Source organism: Sinomicrobium kalidii (assembly GCF_021183825.1).
GTDB classification, from domain to species: Bacteria; Bacteroidota; Bacteroidia; order Flavobacteriales; family Flavobacteriaceae; genus Sinomicrobium; species Sinomicrobium kalidii.
This window is the reverse complement of record NZ_CP089211.1, coordinates 1,890,143-1,913,504: the sequence shown is the minus strand read 5'-3', so window position 1 is coordinate 1,913,504 and position 23,362 is coordinate 1,890,143. Positions and strand designations below refer to the sequence as shown.

The 23,362-nt window shown below is 40.7% G+C and carries 24 protein-coding genes and 1 tRNA gene; 9 read left to right on the top strand and 16 right to left on the bottom strand.

What is annotated here, in order from left to right; genetic code table 11:
* Positions 1-11 precede the first annotated feature (11 nt).
* Together LS482_RS07565 and LS482_RS07560 are read left to right on the top strand one after the other, a co-directional pair.
* Positions 12-1,304 (top strand): aminopeptidase P family protein, encoded by a 1,293-nt coding sequence (locus LS482_RS07565; protein ID WP_233031169.1) that lies wholly within the window; start codon positions 12-14, stop codon positions 1,302-1,304.
* 159 nt (positions 1,305-1,463) lie between these two features.
* Positions 1,464-1,537, top strand: a tRNA-Ala gene (locus LS482_RS07560).
* A gap of 202 nt (positions 1,538-1,739) precedes the next feature.
* On the opposite strand, the gene LS482_RS07555 is transcribed toward LS482_RS07560, so the two are convergent.
* The 6 genes from LS482_RS07555 to LS482_RS07530 form a co-directional block, all read right to left on the bottom strand.
* On the bottom strand, positions 1,740-2,069 hold the full coding sequence (locus tag LS482_RS07555; RefSeq protein WP_233031168.1) for a hypothetical protein: 330 nt from the start codon (positions 2,067-2,069) through the stop codon (positions 1,740-1,742).
* 21 nt (positions 2,070-2,090) lie between these two features.
* Positions 2,091-2,807 (bottom strand): hypothetical protein, encoded by a 717-nt coding sequence (locus LS482_RS07550; RefSeq protein WP_233031167.1) that lies wholly within the window; start codon positions 2,805-2,807, stop codon positions 2,091-2,093.
* A gap of 164 nt (positions 2,808-2,971) precedes the next feature.
* A complete protein-coding gene (locus LS482_RS07545; protein ID WP_233031166.1) occupies positions 2,972-3,427 on the bottom strand; it encodes a hypothetical protein in 456 nt (151 codons plus the stop codon).
* Positions 3,428-3,652: 225 nt separating this feature from the next.
* Positions 3,653-3,943 carry a hypothetical protein gene (locus LS482_RS07540; protein ID WP_233031165.1) on the bottom strand — a complete coding sequence of 97 codons (291 nt, stop codon included), beginning with the start codon at positions 3,941-3,943 and terminating at the stop codon, positions 3,653-3,655.
* Between the two features lie 10 nt (positions 3,944-3,953).
* Entirely contained in the window at positions 3,954-4,457 is a 504-nt protein-coding gene (locus LS482_RS07535; protein ID WP_233031164.1) for a hypothetical protein, read from the bottom strand.
* Between the two features lie 18 nt (positions 4,458-4,475).
* Positions 4,476-4,952 carry a DUF4468 domain-containing protein gene (locus LS482_RS07530; RefSeq protein WP_233031163.1) on the bottom strand — a complete coding sequence of 159 codons (477 nt, stop codon included), beginning with the start codon at positions 4,950-4,952 and terminating at the stop codon, positions 4,476-4,478.
* A 111-nt stretch (positions 4,953-5,063) separates the two neighbouring features.
* Here LS482_RS07530 and LS482_RS07525 point away from each other — a divergent pair, with 111 nt between their 5' ends.
* Positions 5,064-5,294 carry a helix-turn-helix domain-containing protein gene (locus LS482_RS07525; RefSeq protein WP_233031162.1) on the top strand — a complete coding sequence of 77 codons (231 nt, stop codon included), beginning with the start codon at positions 5,064-5,066 and terminating at the stop codon, positions 5,292-5,294.
* Between the two features lie 234 nt (positions 5,295-5,528).
* On the opposite strand, the gene LS482_RS07520 is transcribed toward LS482_RS07525, so the two are convergent.
* The 10 genes from LS482_RS07520 to LS482_RS07480 all read right to left on the bottom strand — a co-directional run bounded on the left by LS482_RS07520 (position 5,529) and on the right by LS482_RS07480 (position 13,126).
* Complete coding sequence (locus tag LS482_RS07520) at positions 5,529-6,116, bottom strand: hypothetical protein (protein ID WP_233031161.1); 588 nt, start codon at positions 6,114-6,116, stop codon at positions 5,529-5,531.
* Between the two features lie 165 nt (positions 6,117-6,281).
* Positions 6,282-7,352, bottom strand: a complete 1,071-nt coding sequence (locus LS482_RS07515) for a DUF6371 domain-containing protein (RefSeq protein ID WP_233031160.1) — start codon at positions 7,350-7,352, stop codon at positions 6,282-6,284.
* A 110-nt stretch (positions 7,353-7,462) separates the two neighbouring features.
* Positions 7,463-8,566, bottom strand: coding sequence for an AAA family ATPase (locus tag LS482_RS07510; protein ID WP_233031159.1), 1,104 nt, complete (start codon positions 8,564-8,566; stop codon positions 7,463-7,465).
* Positions 8,553-8,876, bottom strand: a complete 324-nt coding sequence (locus tag LS482_RS07505; protein WP_233031158.1) for an RNA dependent RNA polymerase — start codon at positions 8,874-8,876, stop codon at positions 8,553-8,555. The genes LS482_RS07510 and LS482_RS07505 overlap by 14 nt, the downstream gene beginning before the upstream one ends.
* Before the next feature lie 4 nt (positions 8,877-8,880).
* Positions 8,881-9,174 (bottom strand): helix-turn-helix domain-containing protein, encoded by a 294-nt coding sequence (locus LS482_RS07500; RefSeq protein ID WP_233031157.1) that lies wholly within the window; start codon positions 9,172-9,174, stop codon positions 8,881-8,883.
* 95 nt (positions 9,175-9,269) lie between these two features.
* Positions 9,270-10,136 carry a hypothetical protein gene (locus LS482_RS07495; RefSeq protein WP_233031156.1) on the bottom strand — a complete coding sequence of 289 codons (867 nt, stop codon included), beginning with the start codon at positions 10,134-10,136 and terminating at the stop codon, positions 9,270-9,272.
* On the bottom strand, positions 10,136-11,419 hold the full coding sequence (locus LS482_RS07490; protein WP_233031155.1) for a site-specific integrase: 1,284 nt from the start codon (positions 11,417-11,419) through the stop codon (positions 10,136-10,138). Before LS482_RS07490 ends, LS482_RS07495 begins: the two co-directional genes overlap by 1 nt.
* Before the next feature lie 135 nt (positions 11,420-11,554).
* A complete protein-coding gene (locus LS482_RS07485; RefSeq protein ID WP_233031154.1) occupies positions 11,555-12,784 on the bottom strand; it encodes a recombinase family protein in 1,230 nt (409 codons plus the stop codon).
* Positions 12,785-12,836: 52 nt separating this feature from the next.
* Entirely contained in the window at positions 12,837-12,938 is a 102-nt protein-coding gene (locus tag LS482_RS21760) for a hypothetical protein (RefSeq protein ID WP_367890603.1), read from the bottom strand.
* Positions 12,914-13,126: a hypothetical protein gene (locus LS482_RS07480; RefSeq protein ID WP_233031153.1), complete on the bottom strand. Its 213-nt coding sequence runs from the start codon at positions 13,124-13,126 to the stop codon at positions 12,914-12,916. Before LS482_RS07480 ends, LS482_RS21760 begins: the two co-directional genes overlap by 25 nt.
* Positions 13,127-14,462: 1,336 nt before the next feature.
* On the opposite strand from LS482_RS07480, the gene LS482_RS07475 reads away from it, so the two are divergent.
* From LS482_RS07475 to LS482_RS07455, 6 genes are all read left to right on the top strand, one after another.
* Positions 14,463-16,847 carry a glycoside hydrolase family 127 protein gene (locus tag LS482_RS07475; RefSeq protein ID WP_233031152.1) on the top strand — a complete coding sequence of 795 codons (2,385 nt, stop codon included), beginning with the start codon at positions 14,463-14,465 and terminating at the stop codon, positions 16,845-16,847.
* A gap of 31 nt (positions 16,848-16,878) precedes the next feature.
* Positions 16,879-19,488 carry a xylan 1,4-beta-xylosidase gene (xyl3A, locus tag LS482_RS07470; RefSeq protein ID WP_233031151.1) on the top strand — a complete coding sequence of 870 codons (2,610 nt, stop codon included), beginning with the start codon at positions 16,879-16,881 and terminating at the stop codon, positions 19,486-19,488.
* Between the two features lie 52 nt (positions 19,489-19,540).
* The gene (locus tag LS482_RS07465) at positions 19,541-20,284 is read left to right on the top strand and encodes an alpha/beta hydrolase-fold protein (RefSeq protein ID WP_254714331.1); all 744 of its coding nucleotides are present in this window, start codon (positions 19,541-19,543) and stop codon (positions 20,282-20,284) included.
* Positions 20,241-20,684 (top strand): alpha/beta hydrolase, encoded by a 444-nt coding sequence (locus tag LS482_RS21655; RefSeq protein WP_254714330.1) that lies wholly within the window; start codon positions 20,241-20,243, stop codon positions 20,682-20,684. The genes LS482_RS07465 and LS482_RS21655 overlap by 44 nt, the downstream gene beginning before the upstream one ends.
* Before the next feature lie 55 nt (positions 20,685-20,739).
* Positions 20,740-21,588, top strand: a complete 849-nt coding sequence (locus LS482_RS07460) for a sialate O-acetylesterase (protein ID WP_233031150.1) — start codon at positions 20,740-20,742, stop codon at positions 21,586-21,588.
* Between the two features lie 81 nt (positions 21,589-21,669).
* Positions 21,670-23,355, top strand: a complete 1,686-nt coding sequence (locus tag LS482_RS07455; RefSeq protein WP_437441016.1) for a glycoside hydrolase family 43 protein — start codon at positions 21,670-21,672, stop codon at positions 23,353-23,355.
* Positions 23,356-23,362 lie beyond the last annotated feature (7 nt).

Genomic DNA, 23,362 nt, shown 5'->3' with positions numbered 1-23,362 from the left:
TCACCTGAATTATGAGATACGATCCTATCGACAGCAACCTGTTTATAAAGAACCGCGCCAAGTTTACTGCCAGGATGAAACCGAAGAGTATAGCGGTCTTTAACAGTAATGATATTTATCCCGTTGGGGCCGACAGTACCTTGCCCTTTCAGCAATCGAGGGACCTTTTTTACCTGAGTGGAGTAGATCAGGAGGAGAGTATCCTCGTACTTTTCCCGGATGCGATAGACCCCAAACACAGGGAGATCCTGTTCGTAAGGGAAACCAACGAACATATTGCCATCTGGGAAGGCGCCAAACTCACCAAAGAAAAGGCTTTTGAAGTGAGCGGTATAAAAACGGTGTATTGGCTAAAGGATTTTGACAAGGTGTTTTTTGATGTTATGACCGAGGCCGAAACCGTTTATTTTAACACCAATGAACATTACCGGCAGGCTGTGGAAACGCAGACCAGGGAGGCCCGGTTTATAGAATGGTGCAAGGAAAAATTCCCCGCGCACAAATGGGAAAGGAGCAATCCCATACTTCAAAAGATAAGAGGGGTGAAGGAACCCCAGGAAATAACATTGTTGCAGCGGGCCTGTACGATTACCGAAAAAGGCTTTAAACGTGTGCTCGGTTTTGTAAAACCTGGTGTTTGGGAATACGAGATCGAAGCGGAGTACATGCACGAATTTTTGCGAAACAGGTCGAGAGGATTCTCCTATACTCCGATCGTCGGTTCCGGCTTTAACGCCTGTGTGCTTCATTATATCGAAAACAACCAGCAGTGCAAAGACGGGGATATGCTGCTGATGGACGCAGGGGCCGAGTATGCCAATTACTCCAGCGATATGACCCGTACCATACCGGTAAACGGCCGCTTTACCCCGAGGCAGAAAGAGGTGTATAATGCCGTTCTCCGGGTGAAGAACGAAGCCACCAAAATGCTTGTTCCGGGTACCCTGTGGGCTGAATATCACAAGGAGGTGGGGAAGATCATGACTTCGGAATTGCTGGGCCTCGGTCTGTTGGACAAGGCCGATGTGCAAAATGAAGACCCGGACTGGCCGGCTTATAAAAAATATTTTATGCACGGCACCTCACACCACATAGGCCTGGATACGCACGATTACGGTGCACTGAAAACCCCCATGCAGGCCGATATGGTATTTACGGTAGAGCCGGGTATCTATATCCCCGGAGAAAAAATGGGGATACGCCTGGAAGATGACTTGGTTATACAAGAGCAGGGAGCACCGGTAAACCTGATGAAAAATATCCCGATCGAAGTAGAAGAGATCGAGGAGTATATGAACAAATAACAGTCCCGATACCTGTATTTGCCCGAAGGCCGGCCGACAAGCCGGCCTTTTTTAATGAAAGAAAAAGCCGTTATTTTTTTGCAGTGTAACAAAAAAAATGCGTAATATTGCCCCCTGAAACCGAAAAAGCGAAAAGAAAGCTTTTTCCGGGGTGAAAACGGGGATGTAGCTCAGCTGGCTAGAGCGTTTGACTGGCAGTCAAGAGGTCGTGGGTTCGAGTCCCATCTTCTCCACTTTTTAAAAACGTAATCATTTTATTTTTAAGTGATTACGTTTTTTGTTGCTCTAAATTTGCGCATAAATTGCGCACTTATCTTATAGATAGCAAAAAAGGAGCCTGTTTTTAAGCTCCTTTTAAGTTGTTCAAATATTCAAATCACGGTAAACGTGAAGTGAATATCAAAGGTAATGAAAATTCAAACTCAATATCACCGATCATTCATTTGGATGACTATCGGAGAACATAGATACTATTCCCTCTTTAAATGAAACTGCTTTAATGTTGCTTCCAAATACCCTATAATAACTCCATGCCGTTACCTTTCCGGTATATTCAGAATCAGTTTTGTTAATATAACTTGGCTCCCCCCAAGATGCTTTTACCATATCTTTTGTCATTCCTACCTCAATTTCCCCTCTTTTTATTAATTCAATCTGCTTCTTAGTCCATTCAGGATGTTCAGATATTAATCTATCTTGAAGACTTAAAACTGAACCGCAACTCAAAAACGCTACAAGTGAAATTAAAAATATAAACTTTCTCATATCTAAAATATTGATTAAACGCTATCCCAAATATTCTTCTATTTGTTTGGGACTTTGTGGTATTTTACTCTTTACTTCTCCTAAAGATTTTAACTCATTCTTTTTTTTCTCGATATTTTTTTCAAATTGAGCAACTTCTGTTTTGGTCTTTTGCAAAGCGGCATCCATAGTGACGTTTTTTCCTTTTGCCGCTGTACCACGCATGTAAATGAAAACATTTCCCGAAGAGCCGATTTCCCTAAAATCGATTTCGTATTTAAAAAATAAATTACAATCCAGGTGAAAATGCTTAGCCTTTTCTAATAATTTATATTTGACTTCGTTTACAGCGTTTTCTTGTGCATTATTTTTAGCCCATGCGTCATCAAATACGGCTTCTAACGCATATCCTACGGCACCATTCGCAAAACGGTCACCAGTAGTAGTGGAGCCAAACCTTTTTATTATTCCAATGTCCACCATTCCTAATGGTTCAGCATCAAATGGCTCAATATTAAAAACTTTTATATTCTTTATTGGAATCTCATTAAGATCTTCATTTAGTTTTTTTAATTTTTTATTATCTGCCGTAACAGAAGACACCAATCCTTCTATTTTCAACTCAATCCTTTTGTAAATACTATTTGTCCCTTTAAAATCACTTTCAGTCCAATCAGGTTTTTGTAGGTGCTCTGGCAATATTTTGTTTAAAGTCGTAATTTGGTTTCTTGAAAGTTTTTTGTTGGAAAATAAGCCCATATCTAAAATGATTTATAGAGTTCTATTTTAACCGCAGAGTTTCTTTATAATACTCCACAAAAATTATAAAAGATTTCTTTTGTTTTTTCTTTGATTAGAAGGAAGTATCTGTGTTTTCTGTCTAACATTTCATCTATTTAAATGTCAGGTTTTAATTTTTTAGTCTATTCCACTTTCAGGTTTTTAAAACTCACGCTATTGCCATCGAAAACTATTACAACTGAAAAATTAGAACGAATCATAGCTCCGAAACTATTTTGACTATCAACCCAAGAGTTTATTTGATATTCTCCATCTCCAAGATAGTTTATATGTTTACTTTTTTCTATTGTCCCCGGAAATTTTGCGGTACTAGGTGACTTTAATTTCTTTTTGACGGCATCTTCTGCATAGTTATAGGCCAAAAAATTATTTGGATGAGATATTGAAGTTGAAGAATCTGAACTTGTAGATGATGAACTTGGGGTAAAAATAGAGTAGCCAACAAAGAACAGTGCAATTATCAGGAATGCCCATAAGCATCCACTCCCACCACTTTTTAATTTTGCTCCACAATGAGGGCATTTGTCTGCTTTTTTACTTATTTGTCCACCACATTCTTTACAATTTGTTAATGCCATAATTTTTAATGTTTAGTTATTTAGTCCACTTTAGGAGTCTTATTAAATATTAAACACTCAAAGCTAATAACATGGATAAATAGTCCCTTACAGTTTTCCGCAAATGGATAAATATTAAAATTTCTATAATATTATGAATATATACTTAAGACAAATTATCTAAGCTTAAATATAAAAGTTAGTTCCAGTGATTAAGCTAATACCCAGAATAGCTCCGAGGTGCAACTATCGCCAGTTGTTTTCCTTCGAGTTTTTTTCGTACATGAAGTTTACTACAACACCATCTTTGAAATGTACTACTTGACTTGTGGATTTCATCACTTGAATATACATGTAAGCCGTTACATGTCCATTAAGTGCCGTTTCGTATTCTACAATTGTAGTTGGTTTACCCCAAGCATTTACAACTTGTTCAGGGGTCATACCGAGTTCTAATTTACCTTTTTCTTCAATTACGTTGTATGAGCCACAACTAAAAAACGTCACAAGTGAAATTAAAATTATAAACTTTTTCATATCTAAATAATTAAAATAAATAGGATACTCCCCCGGATAAATTTTCAAATGTTCCTGCACCAATAGCAATAGCTACATTTCTACCTATTAAATAACTTCCTTTAACTCCCACATTGAAGTGAGGTTCATTATCTCCATAAAAATAAGTATCAAATGCTATCGGGTCTTCATAAATTTCCCTCGACCAACCATAACCCAAAACCGGAATTATGTTAAATTTATTGAGTTCAATTATGTAACCTAAGTTTGCTACCCCTAAAACAACTTTATTAGAATTGTATGTTTCATTTGAAGAAAAATCTAATTCCTCTCCTTTTCCTTTGGCAAAATTACTTGCTACACTAAAATAAACTTTACTAATGGAAAAAGACACGTACACTCCCGCATTAGAGGATTTTTTAGCATCTTCACTAAAAACAGAAACGCCAGCCCCTAAAGAAAATCCTAAATTACTTTGACTGTACGAAGTTGATACACTTGATAATAATACTGCTATTAATATAATTTTTCTCATGGCCTATGATGTTATTTTTTAGAAAGAACTATCAGTATTCCTTAAATAACTTTCATAGGAAGTTATAAGGTCATTTATTTTTTGTATGGCTTTTTCTTTTGTAAACCTATAACTTTCATTGAGGGAACTTTGAACTTCTGTAAAATCTTCGGCATCTATCGTTATTTTAGAAGCGTTGTCTTTGACTTGAATTTTAATAATAGCGTATATTTCTCCAAAATCTTTATAACCCGAATAAAGATTTACCCCTCCAAAATCCTTAAAAAGGTAACGTCCTGTTACAATGCCTGCTTCCTTGTCCGCAAATTGGATAACCGATTTTGAACTTACAAAGGTCTCTGCCATCCAATTATTTGCCTTAACGTATAAATCTTCCTTGCTCCCATCTATTTCAAAAGTTTTTTCAACAGGTTCCATAGTTACAGGAATATACTTTACGCTACATGCCCCGAAAACATTGGCAATAATAAAGAGAATAAGTAATTGTTTTTTCATAATCAAGATTTTTATGTTACATATTATTCATTATAAAAGTTATTGCTAATATATCAATATTATGGGATGTATCCTATAATATTTCTTCTCTTAATACACCAACTTGCACGTGTGAATAATATACGTGATGAGGCATATCTAAAGGCATTCGGAAAAAATCTGAGGCTTATCCGGAAAAGGCAAGGTTTTTCTATGGAAAAACTGGCTCTTGATGCAGGTATAGAATATTCGCAAATCTTCGATATTGAACATGGAAAAATTAATACCACTATTTCCACTGTCCGAGTAATTGCCAAAGCATTAAAAATTCCCGAAAAGGATTTATTTGATTTTAATGCGTAATTTTTCAATAGTCAACTTGATTTAATATTTCAGCTAACTTATATTACAATTATCACATTTTATTACGGTTTCCCGTAGATATGCGAAGTGGTTTTCCCATTATGGCATAATTCTAAAAATGTTTCTGGTATGAAGTGTAGAGAAATAAGCCTGGTGCCGTGAGATTTTGACCCCGGCATTTGAAATGGACTTTGTGGAACTTGTAAAAGAATTTGAGAGCTTTAAAAAAAGTGTTTAATTAATCATCAAAAGTTCGATTTCCCTGTGATCTACATTTTCAATTTGCTTAATTTTAGATAACAGTTTCAAATAACGTTTTGTGGGTTTACCATTATAATATTTCTTAAAGTGTTTTGAGTTAATTTCAGAAAAGTATTTGTCCTGGTCAAAATAAGCGCCATAAACACGCTCAATATTGCGCCATTTTTTGCTATACGTTTGGGTTTCATACATACAACCGTTGAACGCATTACGGTGTAAAAAGTAACCACCTACTAAATACAGTTTACGGCAACACTTTTTTGTTTGAGGACAAAGAAAATACCATATTTTCCCCTTTCTCAAATTAGACGGTAAAGAAATCAACCTTATTTTATAGTTCCGAGGTTCATCCCCGTATTTGTAATCCAGTCTTATGTATGGAACATCTGTATTCATATTTATAACAATAGAGATACTTCCGATTTTATTTCCGTTCCTGCTCCATGTTAATACACCTCTTTTTTGTTGTTGAGGTTCTAAATAGCCCCATTCTTTAAGGTTGGTTATACTCAACTGTAAAACCTCATCGTAAAGCGTTGGAAATGTATATTGTTTTGGCATTATATTAAGATTTGTCCGTTATTCTGAAACCTAAATTTATAGGGAACATTCAATTTGAAAAAACTTGATTTATTCAAACAATTAATAAAGATCAATTAATTAAAAAAAATCATTAATGATTTGAAAAAACTTGATTAATCAATACTTTTTTCAAGTTCTGTAATTTTAACTTGTATAGTATAACAAGTCCTTTATTTTAGGGACTGCTCCACTTGGCTTGTACCATTTAGGGGCGTACCATTCAACCTTACACCTCTTTGCAGCCTTGTTAAACGTCTTTTCCACAGTTCGTACTGCTCTTTCATACCTTGCAATTTCACTTCTAATTTCTGCAATTCTGTCATTTTCAATATTTTTTATGGGTTCTTTAATTTGTAGATGTTCGACTGGTTCCGGTTTGGGTTGAGGTTCTACGGCAGGTTTCGATAGCTCCGAAATCAAAATATCCGCAAAATCTGTTTCGGTCGGATAGCCCTGTTTTTCCAGCCAGTCATTTACCATAACCCTATAGCCCTGTTTGTTTAATTCCTGTGCTTTTTTTTGCCACATCTCAAACTTTCCCTTATCAGGACAAGCAATGATGCTTAAACGCTTTACAGGGGCTAATTTTTGGGCTTTCAATTCACTAAGTCCGCCCGTTGCAAGCCAAACGCAATCAGGTTTAAATATACTCATAAGGATTGCCGTTTTTTCACTCTCGACAACCATAACCGATTTTACATTATCATTTACCAAATGAAGCCCGAACAAACATTGTTTCAAATTGAAGTCCTGCAACTTTAGCACACTCCTAACGCTGTTAATTTTCTGTTTTTTGCACATACCGGGGTCGTATTGGAATATTTTCCCATGATGCACTCTATTGTGATTATCTATTTGCCAAAATACAGTTGCTCCCGGATAGTGGTTTGATGATCCGATACGATATTTTTTAATAACAGTCGCAACCTCATCAGCCGTGAATATCGTGTTCAGGAATAGGACAAAGCTATTTTTATCGTAATGGCTCATGCTATCATTAACCAGCTTTATATCATGGTAAGTGGTCGGTTGTGGCTGTGGTGTGTATGGCTCTACAATCGTTCCATTATCAGGCAAAAAAGTACGGTTACAACTATGGCAATACCCTTTATCATGGTAACCAATGTAAGGCACAAATTTGCCGTCCTTGTTGCCTTTGTTGCAAGGACAATATTTTATCTTTCGTCTGTTTTTATCAAATTTTAAATCCTGCATAACCTAACCTTTAAATCTTATCGATTTACGGTTTAAATTGGTTTATAAACCTTAAACAGTTATCGGTTTAACAGTTTAAAAGCGTATATTACGCTTTAAACTAAACCGTGCTAAAACTCCGGTTCAGTACAATCTCCCTTTTTATAGGGTGCTTTAGGTTTTTCTTGAATTACCCACTTATTATTTTTACATAAGGTTATCAAGTCCTTTATTCGATTGTCACCTATCTTTTTCCCGAATTGGTTTTTATAAGCTAATTTTAGTTGCCGCACCAATTCAGAATAACCGAAACTTCCCCCCTTGCTGTAAACCTCGTTTAATAGTTCGTAAACCTTAGAATCTTCCAAATCCGAAACATCAAATTTGTTTTTCTTTGTTTCCGTCCTTATCTCGTAATTTTCAGCCGGTACGGGCAGACCGTCTATAATTTCAAATGCGAACAGATTAGGCTCTTTGCCCCGGCACATTTGCGGCTCTACTATTGATATATCCGGGTCGCTCTCGGCTTTGGTAACGGATAGGACGGTTTCAGCTTTGTTTATAAGTTCCGTACCGATATGCCCCCGGGCGTTGTTGTCCGATTTATTTTGGTGAAGCACGGTAATAATATGGATGTTTTTTTGCTCCGTCCACTTTAGTAGATTACTTGCTATCATAGTGGCTTGTTCCTCATCATTGATTGAAGTAACAAGGTCTTTGATACCGTCAATAACTATCAAACCAATGGAGGGCGTGTTTTCGATTGCTGCTTCTATTAATTCAAGCCGTTCACCTGGCTTTTTAGAACGCAACCTATACACTTCTAAATTATCAGGCGCGTTTATCCCAACTTGCTTGCAAATGCGTTTTAAAGCCAGTTGTGCGTGGTATTTACCTTGCTCGGTATCGAAATACAAAACTTTGCTATGCCCGGGTGGTAAACATCCTTTGAATTTATCCGAAATAACATCCTTACTTATCGCTGCTGAAATGGCAATCGATATGAAAAACGATTTTCGACTTTTGGCTTTTCCGATTACCAAACTAAAGTTGCCCAACGTTCCCAAAATTTGCCCATCCATTTCGATAGCCACCTGCGGGGGCTGCAATTCTTCTTTAGGATCAATTCTAAGAGTTTGCAATTCGCTTAATAGTTCTTTACTGGGCTTGGTTGCCGCTTGGTCAATCTCACGGCTTAAATCAGCTAAAACAGAGGTGTTCTTAATTCCTTCCATCCCCGAATAAATTTGATTGATTGCACTTCGGGAATAATTGTGGATTTGTCGTATAGTAGTTAGCCGGATGCCTTGTTATTTCGCATTTGCTAACCTTTACCACATCGATACACTTACTTTTACGCCATCTTGCAACATAACGGCAAATATTAGCCCTTAAAATACCTGTTTCGTCCGCAACCATTAACATTGTCTTTGGCTGTCTGTAAAGGGCTGCAAACACCTTTTTCATTTGTGCCTGAATTTGCCTATCTTTAGTTCGTCCTTTCCCAAAAGACTTTTTAACGCCATTGTGAATATTGTTTCTCATGGCGTTATTTTTTTAGAAGGGTTAAGGCTTCCATAAGTTCACTACGCTTATAATAGCGTTTGCCACCAATACCGTAAGATCTGATTTTCCCCTCTTTTTCCCATTTCCATAAAGTAGAGGATGAGGCTATTTTACCTCTTATCTCTTTCTTTTCAATGAGATCGTTTAGCGGGTCTTCAGTGGTAGTGGGATGAGGTTCTTTTTCCGATTTCTTTTCGGACAATAGCTTTACAGTCCGTTCGGCTACACGGTGAATTAGAATATCCGCATCAATAGAAGTTAATATAATGTCATTCATAACTCTGAAATTTTAAATTCAGAGCTAAATAATTGAATGTGCAAAGGGCTATTTTCCCAGCTTTCCCTAATGGGAAAAAAGGGAAAGAATAATTTTTAAATATGTTCGAGTGAGAGTTTTAAATCTGTGCGATTATCGTCTGTTATTAGGCGGTATTGTTTACGAAATTCGGAAGCGTCCTTAGATAAATTCAAGTTCTTAATTTTGCTATTTAAAGCGTTTTTTCGAGTTATATCAGATTGTTTGTTGATGTAGCTTAATTTTTCCAATACCTCAATAAATAAAGGGAAATAACCTTTTTTGCCTTTTCCTATGTAACTGTTATCGTCAGAAAGTATTCCCGGAAAAGTTTTTTTAAACTGTTCTAATGCCAAATCTGCTTTTTTGGGTTCTTTAAATAATTGGTCATAAGTCAATTTGGGATGCTTTTTGCCTGTTCTCTTTGTTTTGGATTGAGATTGTTTAGGTAATAGTTGTTCAATCTGATATTTTAAACCATCCAATAAGGCGTGCTTATAAAATACTTGATCCTGAAGTTCTCCTAAAAAGTGAATATCAAAATTTCCTTTTTCAGGTACATTCACAGTAAAACATCCCTCAAGTTCTAATTTAAAATCGGTTACATCTCTCCCGTCATATTTGTTCTCTAAAAATTTAACATAGAACTTTTTAATAAAATCGTAAAAAGCAGAAAATGATTTTATTATGTCTAACCTTTTTAAACATCTTTGTAGCTTTTTTGTTTTAAGTAACATTATGTCGTTCACAGCGTTACTTTGAAGCTCTTTTAATTTTCTTTCGTCAATAGCTGTTAATTCCCACCAAAATGATTTTTTTAAATTTTTAGGTAATTGCGGATAGTCACTTGCTTTCACCCACCCTGCACCCTCTAAATACCGGTATTCTATTGCGTTTATTTCCAAACGCTTTATCTCATTCAAAAACAGATTAAAATTTTCCATTATTGTTTAGCATTTAATAATAGTTCATAGGCTTCTAAGGCAGTATCCTTGCTACTTTTTCCAATATAGGCCAATAACATCTGTTCCGTGCCATGCCCGGTTATGTTCTTTAAATAAGAGGTAGAAATTTTGCCGTAATAATTGGTGGCAAATGAACGCCTGCCGATATGAGAGGTAACAAGTTTCCATTTAGGATATTCCCCAATGACGTTACGCATCTTAGTTTCGCCCTTATTGTCCTTGTTGAGGTTGGTTGCTAACCGCCCTTTTATCTTTTTATTGATTTTTGCCCGTTTACAAACCTCTTTAATGTATTCGTTATAACGCTGGTCACTTATGGGGCGGGGAAAATCACCATCCCGTTTATCTAATATTTCCGTTACCTCGGGCAGTACGGGAATGGATACTGTTTTTCCTGTTTTAACTTGGGTTACGTCCAATAAAACAGCGCTCTTCACTTCCCGTATCATATCGGGAGTAAAACGCATAAAATCACTAACCCGCTGCCCGGTGTAGCAACTAATTATAAGCCAGTCGCGGGCATTGTCCAAATAATCCGGCAAGTCATCAAGTTCTCGTAACTTTTTCAGTTCATCAAACGACAGGTAAATTTTGGTTACTTTTTCGTTTTTTACTTTAAGCGCATCTATTTCAGGACTAACCTCAACGCCTTTCATTCGAGCATGTCTGCATACGGTTTTGATAAACCTTATTTCCTTAGATATGGTGTTTTGAGAATAATTTTCGGATTTGCAATATTCGACAAAGAGCTTAGTAAAATTCTCGTTTACATCCTTGATTTCAAATATCCTTCCTTCTGCTTTCTGAAATCGCCCTAATTTGTGTTTTATAACGTTCCATTTCTTTAATGACGCGGTAGTTAATTCGTGTTTCCTTAAATTAATATAGAAATCCCAATACCCTAATAGGCTGTGCGGTATTATTTCAGTTGCTTTGGGTTGAGGTGGGTTATAGTATTCGCATACTGTTTTGGTAAACCACTCCTTGTCTATGGTATCGGAAGGGGTGTTGTCAAATTCATTAAGTACATGGAAGCGTAAATCTTGGGTTTGGCCGTCAATGTCTTTTTTCAAGTTGGATTTTTCTACATCCCGGAACTGTTTGCCTGTGCGGTACTCACTCCAAAAGGACTTAGAGACGTGAATTTTAGTCGGGGCATAAATAGAATAACGTTTGTCATTATCTTCTATGTGGTATAATAATCGGGCTTGTAAATAGGCTTTGCCCTTTACCGAACGATAATCAAATGTGAGTGTTGGCATAAATAGAATATTTGAACACTCAAATTTAGCAAAATTGCGCACAGGTTGCGCATTAAAAACGAACAAAAATAAAAACTTTAGAATACTCTAAAATGAAATGTTTAGTTAACTTCTTTATTTACAGTAGTTATAAATCTATTTATGATTGTAATGATTTTTTGCTGTTCGGCTATTTGTGGAGCCATCTTCTCCACATAGCGGGATTTCCTTGTGAAATTCCGCTTTTTTTTCGTAAATAAGTAATCCTTTTCGCTTCATTTTTAGGTGATTATGGCTAAGTAAATTTAGCATAGTCGGGGTTCGATAAAGGCCATTTTTATAGTATAAGTTATTATCGAACACCGTTTTGACAAACTCTCTTTTCTTTAAAGTACCTGCCGAAGTATAGACATAAGCCATCTCCGTTAGAAGATCAAGGTTTTTGTTTAAGAGGTCAAATGCCTGATTTTGATTATTATTTGTGTGATTTATGGAATGCTCTAATTCTATGATGCTTTGATTATACGTGGAGTACCACCTGTTATAACTATCCTTGTTAATTTCATTTCTAATCCATTTGTCCTCTACAGCATAGAGTTTTTCTTTTACTTGTTCTAATTGTTCCTTTTTTGTTACTACTGTTTTCCTATTCTTTTTTATTTCAAATTCAAGACGAATGTTGCTTTTTTTTCGGATTAATTGTTTATCCCTTTCAGGGATGCTCATAAGTTTACATATGCCAGGAAATTGTTGATGTGCTTTTATAGCACTGATATTATTATGCCCGGGTGAGGCGCACTTGTAATAGTAATAATACCTGCCCGATTTACCTCTTGAAGCGGCACCGGTAGGTGGTTTTCCGCAAAGGCATTTTAAGATTCCTCTTAAGGGGATATTGTCGTCAATTTTAATTTTTGTTTTCTTCGACTTTTTTATTTTGGTTTGTACCTCATACCAGGTTACCCTGTCAATAATGGGTTCATGTGCTCCAGGGAATAGTCCCCCTGGATAATTTTTAAAAGTTTTAACCTTAAGTAAACCAGCATAAACAGGGTTTTTAAGGATTCTTTGTATAGCCATATTCCCTTTTCTTTTAAAACCTATCTCACAAGCTTTTTCCCTTATTTTGTACAGGGGGATTTTTTGGAGACAAGCATCGAAAATAAGCCTAACGATTTTAGCCTCCCTATCTTCCACGACAAGACCACGTTCTTTGCGTTCCCCTTCTTTTCTATATCCATATGGAGGGGCGCTTGATAAATGCCGTCCTTCTTTTGCCATAGCGGTATATATACCTCCTTTGACTTTTATACTACGGTTAATATTATCGTCTTCGGCAAGCAAGAGCTGAAGTCCTGCCCGGAAGAAAGCTACCCGGGGTTTCATAGTCAAACGTAATACCTTCAGTAATACTGACGATCTGAATTTTATACCTTTGTTACAATGTTTTGACCAGGCTTAAAGCCTCTCCGGCATCCCGGCTAAACCGATCCAGTTGATCTACCAAAAGATAATCTACTTTTTTATAATGTTTGGTGATAAAGGTTCGTAATTTGTTAAAATCCGGTCGGTCGAATGTTCTTGCACTTTTACCCGATCGATAAAAGTATCAGTCAGTTCCACTTTATGAAACTTTACCCATTCATCAGTATAAAACTCCTGCCTTTCAATGAAACTATTACTCTGTCCTAAATGACTATACCGTAAATAACGAATTGCCTTTTTCATAATATCTATGTTTTGAGATGATTATTTTTGATCATCAAATTCGGCAAATTTTGTTTTATCTTGTAATATTTTTGCAGCCTCCTTTTTTAGGGAAGGCTACAAAAACAGAAGAAGTAAGATGCCCTAAGTGTGGGAAAAAATCCTGTGAAGCTGCCGGGACCGACTATGAAATAACTGTCGTTTGCTCCCGATGCAAGACGAAGTTTACACACTTCAATGGGAACTTGATAAAGAAGAATGTCATATAGCCTCTTATCCAAGGAAATACAGCATCCAATAAAGCCAAGCTGTTAGTAACTCTTCCTCCAAGGTAAGTTTGGCAGCTATATTTGAGAGTGTAATTCCGCAAGGTATGTTTAGTAGTTTTGGACAGAGGTTTTTCACAAATTAAATATTGACTAATTCACTTTAGCTTTTTTCTTTATTGTAGAGATTCTTCCTTTTCCAGGTTATTTAAGAACAGCAAAAGAGGAATGGATTGTTCGATTGTAGACCCTGTAGGCAACCCGGTTAGCGGCTAAAGGGAATGGGTTAGCCGTTAAATCAACTACTTCCGGTGTCAAAGGGATTGCTTTAATGACCGTTTTTCCTGCCCTTTAGTCCCGATTGTCCCGGTCTCCCAGGGGTCTTGTCTTTGTTGGGACAGTCCAAAGGATACAACTCCCGAACCCATTTTTGAAAGATTCGGAACTTTTATGTGGGCTTTCTGAATTAAAACACCCCGGAATAGGTTTTATTTAAAAGGCTAAAAAACAGGCGTTTGTTGCAATATGCCGGGTTGTATTATTCTTGTCTGATTTAAGGTGGCTCATGTTTAAGTTACCGGTAAATTTAAACTTTTCACAAGTATCCGGTAAAAAGAACCTAAACCATTGGCGAAGTTTAGGGGGGGGCTCGGGCACACCTGTATCTTGTTGTTTTAAATAATTTTCCCTTTGTGGCATAGTACAGACGGATGATGTAACATAACCCCCAGGAATATGTAACAAAAGGGAAACAGGTTGGGTAGAGGAAAGAGTAAATTGCAGAACTTGTAAACAATGAAAAACAGGAATATTCGTAACAGTACAATTTTTTGCCGGTGATGATAGGACAGGTAGTCGGATATAATATTTTTTTAATTCATCTAATAGTCAATAAGACTATTTATTTGTATCTTTAACGGAAAAGTTAAAGGCTTCATTAAAAGCGACGCCATATAGAAGAGCATGTTTAAACAGAATTTAATCGGCCACGAGAGTGGCTGTTCTGACATAGAATTTTGTGATGGGTGCTATGCCGTTGAACGTACCAATGCCGGAGCAGACAGTTTCCGTTCGGCGTAAAAACTTAATGGATGAAGGGAATAAAGATTTTTTTAGTTATTAATGTAATTCTGATGTGTTTTCTTAGGGTTCGGGGACAGGATGAACTTTATCATAATACATTCCCCTTGTCTGATGTGACATTGCTGGACGGGATGTTTAAACACGCCCGTGATCTCAATATCGAAGTGCTTCTCCAATATAGTGTCGATCGTTTACTGGCGCCGTACCGTAAGGAAGCGGGCCTGCCCGAAAAAGCTCCGGGCTATCCCAACTGGAAGGGGCTTGACGGGCACATAGCAGGTCATTATTTGTCGGCCCTGGCCATGAATTATAAAGCAACGGGGCATAAAGAATGTAAAAGACGAATGGAGTATATGCTTTCTGAACTTGAAAAAATCCAGGAGGGCAATGCTGTAAATAATCCCGGTTGGGGCAAAGGCTACTTGGGAGGCTTTCCGAACAGTGAAACATTGTGGTCAGGGTTCAGAGTCGGGGATTTCAAAGTTTATGATTCTTCATGGGCCCCTTTTTACAACCTGCATAAAATGTATGCCGGTCTCAGAGATGCCTGGCTGTATTGTGGTTACGAAGAGGCGAAATCCATGTTCCTGGAATTCTGCGATTGGGGAATAGCCATCGCTTCCGGGCTGGATGACGATCAGATGCAGCATATACTCGATATGGAGCATGGGGGAATGAATGAGACCTTTGCAGATGCCTATCAAATATCCGGTGACAAAAAATACCTGGATGCTGCAAAAAGGTATTCGCACAACATGTTTCTGGAACCGTTATCCCGGAAAACGGATAACCTGGACAACAAACATGCCAACACACAAATTCCCAAATTTATCGGATTTGCACGTATCGCTGAATTGGATGGTGATGAAAAATACAACAAGGCCGGAAGTTTCTCATGGGAAACGATCACTGCTCACCGCTCTCTTGCTTTCGGAGGTAATAGCCGCAGGGAGCATTTCCCGAGTGTAAACGCATGCAGCGATTTTATCAGGGACGTCGACGGTCCGGAGTCGTGCAACTCGTATAACATGTTAAAATTGACAGAGGTTTTATTCCGGCAGCGGCCATCAGCTCATTATACCGATTATTACGAAAGAACCCTGTTCAATCACATCCTTTCCACCCAGCACCCGGAGCATGGAGGATATGTGTACTTTACACCGGCCCGCCCCCGTCATTACAGGGTGTATTCCGCACCCAACGAGGCCATGTGGTGCTGCGTGGGTACGGGAATGGAAAATCCTGCCAGGTACAACCAGTTTATATACACACATTCGGGAGACTCATTATTTCTCAATCTCTTTATCGCATCGGAACTCAACTGGAAAGACCGGAATGTCCGGCTTAAACAGGAAACCGGGTTTCCTTTCGAAGATCGCACAAATCTGACGATAACCCACGGAGCTTCAAGATTTAATTTGATGGTGCGGTATCCGGGATGGGTAAAGAAAGGAGCATTAAGAGTTACCGTGAATGGTAAAGAAGTTAAATATTCAGCACTTCCCTCGTCTTATATAAGCATCGAAAGAAAATGGGAAAAGGGTGATGTACTCGAAGTAAGTATGCCCATGCACAATACCGTTGAATATTTGCCCAATGTGCCGGATTACATTGCTTTTATGCACGGACCTGTATTGCTGGGAGCTAAAACAGGAACAGAAGACCTGAAAGGCCTTATCGCAGACGACGGTCGCTGGAGCCAGTATCCCGGGGGAAAATTATTACCGGTAAACAAAGCTCCGATACTGATTGAAGATGATATTGAGAATATTGCCGGTAAGTTGGAGCCTGTTGAGAATGAACCGCTAAATTTTAAGCTCAACCTGAAGATGGTAAACCCGGTTGATGTTAAGCTGGAACCTTTTTTCCGGATCCATGATGCGAGATATATGATGTATTGGCTGGCTTTGACAGGTAACGGATACCAAACTTATATTGACTCATTGACAAATCTGGAAAATGAGAGAATGGCCATTAAAGATCGTACCATTGACTTTGTGGCCACTGGCGAGCAACAGCCCGAAACCGATCACATGCTGCAATATGAAAGATCGACCACTGGGAATCACCATGACGAATTTTGGCGGGATGCACGGGATAACGGGTATTTCAGTTACCGGATGAAAACCGGTTCCGGGACAAATTTAAGCCTTATGGTCCGGTACTGGGGTGCTGAATGGGGAAGCCGGAAATTTGAAATATACATCGATGATGAGAAATTAGCTGCCGAAGACAATACCGGCCGGTGGAATCAATCTGTTTTTCAGGATGTGGAATATAGAATCCCCGACTCCATGGTTGAAGGCAAAGAAAATATCAGGGTGAAATTTAAGGCTTTACAGGGAAGTACGGCCGGAGCGGTTTATTTTGTCCGGCTGCTAAGGCAAGACTGAGAAAATCATTTGTGAAAGAAATACCCTAACCATGAAAACAGTTAAATATATCGGAGTTTTGGTATGGATAAACCTACTTTGTACCTTCTGTTGCCCGGCCCAGGAACTGCCTTATCAGAATCCGGAATTGAGTTCGGAAGAAAGGGCCGAAGACCTGGTAGACCGGCTTACCCTAGAGGAAAAGGCGGCTTTGATGTGTGATATTTCGGATGCCGTTCCCCGTCTCGGAATTAAAAAGTTCAACTGGTGGAGCGAAGCCCTGCACGGACTTGCCAACAACGACAATGTTACCGTTTTCCCGGAACCCATAGGAATGGCGGCATCTTTTGACGACGAACTCGTTTACAGGATTTTTAATGCCACTTCAGATGAGGTAAGGGCTAAATACAACGAAGCCATGCGCAAAGGCGAAGAGAACAGGCGTTTTCTCAGCTTATCGGTATGGACGCCCAATATCAACATCTTTCGCGATCCGCGTTGGGGCCGGGGGCAGGAGACCTACGGAGAAGATCCCTACCTCACATCCCGTATGGGCGTGGCCGTGGTTAAAGGATTGCAGGGACCGGAAGATGCCAGGTATAAAAAACTGCTCGCGTGTGCCAAGCATTACGCGGTGCACTCCGGCCCGGAATGGAGCCGTCACGAACTGAACCTGAATAATGTAGCGCCAAGGGATCTATGGGAGACCTACCTGCCGGCATTCAAGGCGCTGGTCACCGAAGCCGGTGTACGACAGGTGATGTGTGCCTACCAGCGGCTGGATGATGAACCCTGTTGCGGAAGCCACAGGCTATTGCAGAATATCCTCCGGGAAGAATGGGGCTACAAATACCTTGTGGTTTCCGATTGCGGGGCCATACAGGACTTTTATACCAGTCATCGTGTTTCGTCCGATGCGGTCCATGCCGCGGCAAAAGGAGTACTGGCGGGAACAGATGTGGAATGCCAGTGGAATGCCCACAACTACAAGTTACTTCCCGAAGCCGTAGAACGCGGGCTCATCAAAGAGGAAGATATCGACACCCGGTTAAAAAGGGTACTCGTAGGCCGCTTCGATCTCGGTGAAATGGATCCTGATGATCTTGTCCCGTGGACAAAGATCCCCATTTCAGTAGTGAACAATGAAGAACACAGGCAACTGGCTTTGGATATGGCCCGGAGATCCATGACCTTGCTCCAAAACAAAAACAATATCCTTCCGTTAAAAAAGACTGTGGATAAGATCGCCGTAATAGGCCCGAATGCAGACGATGCTCCCGTGCTCTGGGGAAACTACAACGGGACTCCCGTCCGTACTATTACGATCCTGGACGGGATAAAGTCGAAAATTTCTTCCGGTAGGATCATTTATGACAAGGGCTGTGACCTCGTGGAGAATAAAGTCACCGAAAGCTATTTCCCCGAATGCTCATTCGAAGGTAAAAGCGGGTTCAAGGCCACCTATTGGAACAGCAGTGATCGTTCGGGAAATGTTGTTACGGTACAGCAAATTACATATCCCATTAAGCTCACCACCGCAGGACAGCACGAATTTGCCCCCGGGGTAAAGCTGGAAGGGTTTTCAGCCCGGTATGAAACCGAGTTCAAAGCTGCGAAGGACGAAGAGATCGTGTTCAAGGGCGGGGCTACAGGAGCCTTCGAATTACGGGTAAACGGGGAGTCCGTACAAAAATACAGCAACTGGCGAACTCTCCCTTCAAGGGTACCCTTGAAGGGAGAAAAAGGAAAAACATATAAAATAGAAATTTTGTATGCCCAGCAGAATGACTGGCAGGCCAATATTGAGTTCAATTTTGGCCGGGAGGTAGATGTAGATTATACGGAACTGCTCCATAAGCTTCGCGGTGTGGACACCGTAGTTTTTGTGGGCGGACTTTCCACGAAACTCGAAGGAGAAGAAATGCCTGTTTCCTATCCCGGTTTTAAAAACGGCGATCGCACCGATATCGAACTTCCCCTGGTCCAGCGCAATTGCCTCAAGGCACTGAAAGAAGCCGGGAAGAAAATAGTTTTTGTGAATTGTTCCGGCTCTGCCATTGCCTTAACCCCCGAGACCGGAACATGCGACGCCATTCTCCAGGCCTGGTACGGGGGAGAGTCCGGCGGGCAGGCCGTTGCCGATGTATTATTCGGAGACTATAATCCGTCCGGCAAATTACCTGTAACCTTCTATAAAAGTTCCGATCAGTTGAAGGATTTTGAAGATTATTCGATGGCGGGAAGAACCTATCGGTATATGGAGGACGCCCTGTTCCCGTTTGGTTATGGATTAAGCTACACGGAATTCAGGATCGGACAGGCCGAATTGAGTACATCCGGGATCAGTTCGGGAGAGACAGTTCAGATCAGTATCCCGGTAACAAACACGGGAAACCGGAAAGGGACCGAAATAGTGCAGGTATATGTTAAAAAAGTGAACGATACGGAAGATGCGCCTGTTAAAACGCTCAAAGGATTTCAGCGTGTGGAAATAGATGCGGGAAAAACAAAGCGGGTCACCATAGACCTGCCGCCGTCTTCATTTGAATTTTATGATGTGAACCAGCGTAAAATGGCCATTACCCCCGGGAAATACGAAATTTATTATGGAAATAGTTCGGATGTTCGCGATTTAAAAAATGAAGCCGTTACAATCAATTAAAAACACTGTAGAAGATTTATAACAATTGCAACCCTATAAAAACCTTAAAAAAATGAAAAACCAATCATACCTTTTAGTATTGCTGCTGGCTTTAATCAGCACATGGGGCTTTGGACAAACCGAAGGCCATGCGACGGTAAAGGAAGATTTTAAACCCGCTGTGACTAACCAGCCCGGAAAGGAATATCCGCAGGTTAATTCCGAAGGAAGGGTACGTGCCCGTATCAAAGCGCCTGAAGCCCAAAAAGTGCAACTGGATATCGGCGGGGTAAAATACGACCTGGTAAAAGATGAAAACGGCGTTTGGACAGGAGAGTCTGCTCCCCAGGATGAAGGGTTTCATTACTACCAGTTAAACATAGACGGCGCCTCCGTTCCCGATCCCGGTTCGCGCTATTATTACGGGGCCGTCAGATGGGGGAGCGGTGTGGATGTGCCGGCCCGCGACCAGGACTTTTATGCATTAAAAAACGTCCCACACGGGCATGTACATCAGATACTGTTTCCTTCCGAAAGCACCAACACTTCCCGCAGGGCTTATGTGTATACTCCTCCGGGGTATGATACCGATCCTTCAAAAAAGTATCCGGTCTTGTATCTGCAACACGGCTTTGGCGAAAATGAAACCTCCTGGCCCAATCAGGGTCACGCTAATCTGATCATGGACAACCTGATCGCTCAAGGAAAAACAAAGCCCTTTATCATCGTAATGACTTACGGGATGACCAATGATATCGAGTTCGGAAAATTAAATGAATTTGATATTACCCCTTTTCAAACCCGTACTTATAGATGAGTTGATCCCTTATGTCGATACGCATTTCCGTACCCTCGCCAATCGGGATAACCGTGCCATGGCAGGTCTTTCCATGGGCGGAATGGAAACGCGGATCATCACGCTTGCCAATCCGGATGTATTTTCATACGTAGGCCTTTTTAGTGGCGGAAGCATTAGTCCGGACGACCTGAAAGAACATCCGGATTTTAAAAAGAATGTAAAACTGTTATTTGTAAGCTACGGAAGTAAGGAACTCGAAAATCCGGGAAGAGGTCCCTGGGGCGACCCCAGGAAAAACACCGAAGCAGTTAAGAAGGCAGGCATGAACACCCGCTTTTATGTTTCGCCCGGTACGGCGCATGAGTTTCAAAGCTGGCGCCGCAGCCTGTATCAATTCGCACCTTTGCTGTTTAGATAATATAGATTCTCCCAGGTATGGGAATATTGAAAATCTGATTTTAGTACACATATCAATGAGATCATTATATACTTTTATAAGCTGTATAGTTATACTTCTGTTTGGCTGCAAGACTTTTGCCCAGGACCCCGATTTCTACATATTTCTGGCTTTTGGCCAGTCCAACATGGAAGGACATGCCCGTTTTGAAACTGTGGATACCACTGAGGTCAACGATCGTTTTCGTATGCTGTCTGCCGTAGACTGTCCCGATCTCGGGAGAAAAAAAGGAGAATGGTACACGGCCCGCCCGCCGCTTTGCCGTTGTAATACGGGTTTGACACCCTCCGATTATTTCGGCCGTGCACTTGTAGACAGGCTACCGGAGAATATCCGTATTGGAGTCATTAATGTCTCCGTAGGAGGCTGTAAGATCGAACTGTTCGATAAAGACAATTATCAGTCTTATGTATCCGACGCACCCGATTGGTTGAAGAACATGGTCAAAACCTATGACGGAAATCCTTACGAACGCCTGGTGGAAATGGCAAAACTGGCCCGGAAAAAAGGAGTAATCAAGGGAATTCTGCTGCATCAGGGCGAGTCCGATACGGGAGATACATCCTGGCCGGAGAAAGTAAAAACCGTTTACGATAATCTGCTGGAAGATCTCAGGCTGAAAGCAGAAGAAACCCCGCTTCTTGCCGGCGAACTGGTAAGCGGGGAGCAGGGAGGGAAATGTGCAGGCATGAATGCCATCATTAAAACCCTGCCCCAAACCATTCCGACGGCACATATCGTTTCGTCCGAAGGATGTGAAGCTATTAGCGACGGATTACATTTCTCTGCCGAAGGATACAGGGAGTTGGGTAAGAGATATGCAGAAGTAATGCTTTCCGTCTGGGGCATGGATCTACAGAAATAAGCAAAATTTCCACAGTATATTAAATCAGAAATTAATTCAATATAACCCATGAAAAACAGATACACGATACTTTTGATCATTATGGCCGGATTCCTTTCTTTCGGAGCCCATGGACAAAAAAAGAATTTCCCGGTATTCTCCGGGGCGGTATATTCGGGAAATGACCAGGTCTATAAAGACCATCCCCTGGAAGAGGATGAGTTCTATAATCCCATATTACAGGGTTGTTATCCCGATCCTGCCATCACCCGGAAAGGAGATGATTACTATATGGTGTGCTCCTCATTTGCGATGTTTCCCGGGGTACCTGTTTTTCATTCCAAAGATCTGGTGAACTGGACACAGATCGGCCATGTACTGGACAGAACCTCCCAGTTGGATGTACACGATACCGGGATAAGCCAGGGGGTTTACGCTCCCGGGATTACGTATAATCCGAACAATGATACCTTTTATATGATCACCACGGCTTTTGCAGGCGGCCTGGGCAACATCGTGGTAAAAACCAAAGACCCGGAACAGGGGTGGAGTGAACCGATAAAATTACAGTTTAACGGGATTGATCCTTCTATTTTCTTTGATGATGATGGCAGGGCTTATGTAGTGCACAACGATGCTCCGGAAGAGGCGCTTTACGAAGGCCACCGGGTAATCAAGGTTTGGGAGTACGATGTGGAAAAGGACCGGGTCATTCCCGGTACGGACAAGATCATCGTTAACGGAGGTGTGGACCTTTCCAAAAAACCGATATGGATAGAGGCCCCCCATATCTATAAAAAAGACGGCCGTTATTATCTGATGTGCGCCGAAGGAGGCACCGGAGGTAACCACAGCGAGGTGATCTTTGTAAGCGACAGCCCCAAAGGCCCGTATAAACCGGCACCTTCTAATCCTATACTTACCCAGAGGTATTTCCCGAAAAAACGTAAAAATAAAGTGGACTGGGCAGGCCATGCCGACCTGATCATGGGGCCGGACAACAAATATTATGGTGTTTTCCTGGCCGTTCGCCCCAATGAGAAAGACAGGGTAAACACGGGCCGGGAAACCTTTATTTTACCCGTGGACTGGTCCGGGGAATTCCCGGTTTTTGAAAACGGCCTGGTCCCTATACAACCCAAACTGAAGATGCCCGAAGGCGTGGTCAATAAAACGGGACAGGAAGGCTATTTCCCCAATGGGAACTTCACTTATGAAGAAGATTTTTCTTCGGAAAATCTCGATTATCGCTGGATCGGGTTGAGAGGGCCCCGCGAAGCCTTTATCTCAAAGGTGAAGAACGGCTTGCAGATCAAACCTTTTGACACGAACATCAAGGAACTGAAACCTACGTCCACCCTTTTTTACAGGCAACAACACAATACTTTCTCTTTCACCACCACCATGGATTACAAACCGCGCTCGGGGAAAGACCTGGCCGGTATTGTCTGTTTGCAAAACGAATCTTCCAATTATGTATTCGGTATCACCAGAAAGGGAAAGGACTACGTGCTGCTGCTGGAAAGAACCCGAAAAGACAGGGGAGATAGCCAGGCCCGTTCGGAGATCCTTGCAAGTACGGTAATAGATATCGAAAAACCGGTAAAATTACAGGTAGACGCTGATGGAGACGAGTACCGTTTCAACTATGCCATTGACGGTTCCGGATTTAAAAACCTGGGAGGCACGGTTTCGGGGGATATTTTATCGACCAATGTAGCAGGAGGCTTCACAGGGGCACTGATAGGGTTGTATGCCACATCCGCAAACGACGCCGTTCCGTTTTGATGCCCGG